The organism is Paracoccus sigandri, from assembly GCF_003709565.1.
GTDB lineage: Bacteria > Pseudomonadota > Alphaproteobacteria > Rhodobacterales > Rhodobacteraceae > Paracoccus > Paracoccus siganidrum.
Window position 1 is genome coordinate 1 of sequence record NZ_QNRC01000080.1, and the last position, 2,996, is coordinate 2,996.

Sequence of the window (2,996 nt, forward strand, 5' to 3'; positions counted from 1 at the left end):
GGCAACATTGCCGAAAAATCGCGGCCCTTGCCGCCTTCCTCTTCGACAAATCGATCATATAGCTGCCGGGCCAGCGCCCCCATCGGCGTCTGCGCCCCGGCCGAGGCGGCGGCCTCTTGCGACAGGTTCAGGTCCTTCAGCATCAGCTCGGCCGCGAAGCCGGGCTTGTAGTCGTTGTCGGCCGGGCTTTTCGGGCCGACCCCCGGCGCCGGGCAATAGGCGTTCATCGACCAGCTGTAGCCCGAGCTGGTCGATACCACGTCGAACATCTTCTGCCGGTCCAGCCCCAGCTTGTCGGCCAGCGCGAAGGCCTCGCAGGTGGCGATCATGGTCACGCCCAGGATCATGTTGTTGCAGATCTTCGCGGCCTGGCCGGCCCCGGCCGCGCCGCAATGCACGGCCTTCTGGCCCATGATCTCGAACAGGGGCAGGGCGGTGGCGAAATCCTGGTCCGGGCCGCCGACCATGAAGGTCAGCGTGCCGGCCTGCGCGCCGCCGATCCCGCCCGAGACCGGCGCGTCCAGCGCGCCCAGCCCGGCCTGGCGGGCCTGATCCGCCACGGCGCGCGCGCTGTCCACGTCGACGGTCGAGCAGTCGCAGAACACCGCGCCCGGACGCATGGCCGGGATCACCTGACCCGCGACGGCGCGCAGGATCTGGCCGTTGGGCAGCATGGTGATGACGACATCGGCCCCCTGCGCGGCCTCGGCGGCGCTGGCGGCGGCGCTGACGCCCTCGGGCGCGGGGGCGGCGGTGTCGAAGCCCAGGACCTCGTGGCCCGCGCGGGCCAGGTTGGCGGCCATGGGCGCGCCCATGTTGCCCAGGCCGATGAATGCGATCTTCATGCATATTCCTCCCATTGAAGCTCCGCCTCTCCCAGAGGCGCAAGGATGGCGCGGACATGTTCGGGCGAGGCGTCGGCCGTCCATTTCGGGCTGCGGTCCTTGTCGATGATCTGCGCGCGCACGCCCTCCAGGAAATCGGTCTCGGCGGTGGCGCGATAGGTATAGCGGTATTCGCGCGACAGCGATTCCTGCATCCGCCGGTCGCCGCGCGCCGCCCGCAGCATCGCCAGGGTGGCTGCCATCGACAGCGGCGAATTGCGCCTCAATGCCTTCAGCGTGTCCCCGTCGCCGGCCTTTTCCAGCGCGTCGATGATCTCGGCCATGGTGGCGCCGCCGAAGGCCGACAGGTCGCGCGTCTGGAGCGCGGCCGAGGGGGCGTCCTCGCCCTCGATCAGCGACAGCTCGGCGGTGTTTTCCAGCCGCCGGATCAGGTCGGGCCATTCTTCCTCGGGCAGGTAGATGTCGGCCAGGCCGGCATGGATCGCGTCGCCCGCGCCGATCCGGGCGCCGGTCAGGGCCAGGTATTCGCCGATCCGGCCCGGCGCATGGGCCAGAAGCCAGGTCCCGCCGACATCGGGGATCAGGCCGATGCCGACCTCGGGCATGGCGATCTGGGTGCTGTCGCCGACGATGCGGTGGCTGGCATGGCCGCCCACGCCCACGCCGCCGCCCATCACGAAGCCCTGCATGAAGGCGACGACGGGCTTGGGATAGTCGCGGATCGCCGCGTTCATGCGGTATTCGTCGGCGAAGAAGCGGCGGCCCACCTCGTGATCGCCCGCCAGCCCGCTGCGATAGACCGCCGCGATGTCGCCGCCCGCGCAGAAGGCGCGATCGCCCTCGGCGTCGATGACGACCAGCTCGACCTGCGGGTCGTCGCGCCATTCGTCCAGCGCGGCGCGGATGGCGCGGGCCATGTCGTGGCTCAGCGCGTTCAGCACCTGCGGGCGGGTGAAGGTGATGCGGCCGGCGCGGCCGCCTATGCGGATGTTCAGGTCTTCCATGTCAGCTCCGTTCGGCCAGAAGCGCGCGGCCGACGATCAGCCGCATGATTTCGTTCGTGCCTTCCAGGATCTGGTGGACGCGCAGGTCGCGCACGATCTTCTCGATCCCGTAATCGGCCAGATAGCCATAGCCGCCATGCAGCTGGAGGCACTGATTGGCGACCTCGAAGGCGCGGTCGGTGACGTAAAGCTTGGCCATCGCGCAGAACTTGGTGGCATCCGGAGCGCCGCTGTCAAGTTTCCACGCCGCCTGGCGCAGGAAGATCCGCGCCGATTGCAGCGCGGTCTCCATCTCGGCCAGCCGGAACTGCAGCGCCTGGAACTGGTCGAGCGTCTGGCCGAAGGCGCGACGCTCGCCCATATAGGCCAGCGTGCGCTCCAGCGCGCCCTGCGCGCCCCCCAGCGCGCTTGCGGCGATGTTCAGCCGCCCGCCGTCCAGCCCCGCCATCGCATAGGCGAAGCCGCGGCCTTCCTCGCCCAGGAGGTTCTCGGCCGGGACGTGGCAATCGTCGAACTGGACCTGCGCGGTGGGCTGGGCGCGCCAGCCCATCTTGTCCTCCAGCGCGCCGAAGGACAGGCCCGGCGTGCCGTCCTCGACGATCAGCGTGCTGATGCCCTTCGGCCCGTCCTGGCCGGTGCGCACCATGACCACATAGGCGTCCGAATAGCCGCCGCCCGAAATGAAGGCCTTGGTGCCGTTCAGCGTCCAGCCGTCGTTCCTGCGCTCGGCGCGGCTGCGCAGGGCGGCGGCGTCCGAGCCCGAGCCGGGCTCGGTCAGGCAATAGGAAAACACCGTCTCCATGCTGCACAGGCCAGGCAGCCAGCGCCGCTTCGTGTCGGGGCTGCCGAACTTGTCGATCATGCCGCCGCACATGTTGTGGATCGACAGGAACGAGGCGACCGAGGGATCGGCCATGGACAGCGCCTCGAAGACCAGCGTCGCATCCAGCCGCGACAGCCCCGAGCCGCCATGTTCCTCGGAGACGTAAAGCCCGCCGAAGCCGAGCGCGGCGATCTCGGTCCACAGCTCCTTCGGGATCGTGCCCGCCTGTTCCCATTCGCGCGAGAAGGGCGCGATCCGTTCGCCGCCGAAATCCCGCGCCATGTCGAAAATCGCCTGCTGCTCTTCGCCGAGTGCGAAATCCAT

The 2,996-nt window shown here is 69.4% G+C and carries 3 protein-coding genes; all 3 read right to left on the reverse strand.

Annotated elements, in window-relative coordinates; all coding sequences use genetic code 11:
* On the reverse strand, window positions 1-845 hold an 845-nt coding region (mmsB, locus tag C9E82_RS23640), incomplete at its 3' end, for a 3-hydroxyisobutyrate dehydrogenase (protein ID WP_122449411.1).
* Window positions 842-1,849, reverse strand: a complete 1,008-nt coding sequence (locus C9E82_RS23645) for an enoyl-CoA hydratase/isomerase family protein (protein ID WP_119901208.1) — start codon at window positions 1,847-1,849, stop codon at window positions 842-844. The genes mmsB and C9E82_RS23645, both read right to left, overlap by 4 nt.
* 1 nt (window position 1,850) lies before the next feature.
* Complete coding sequence (locus tag C9E82_RS23650; RefSeq protein ID WP_119901207.1) at window positions 1,851-2,996, reverse strand: acyl-CoA dehydrogenase family protein; 1,146 nt, start codon at window positions 2,994-2,996, stop codon at window positions 1,851-1,853.

Excerpts from the sequence above, each read along its gene's own strand:
- C9E82_RS23645 (WP_119901208.1), bottom strand. The coding sequence starts at position 1,849 with ATGGAAGACCTGAACATCCGCATAGGCGGCCGCGCCGGCCGCATCACC.
- C9E82_RS23650 (WP_119901207.1), bottom strand. The coding sequence starts at position 2,996 with ATGGATTTCGCACTCGGCGAAGAGCAGCAGGCGATTTTCGACATGGCG.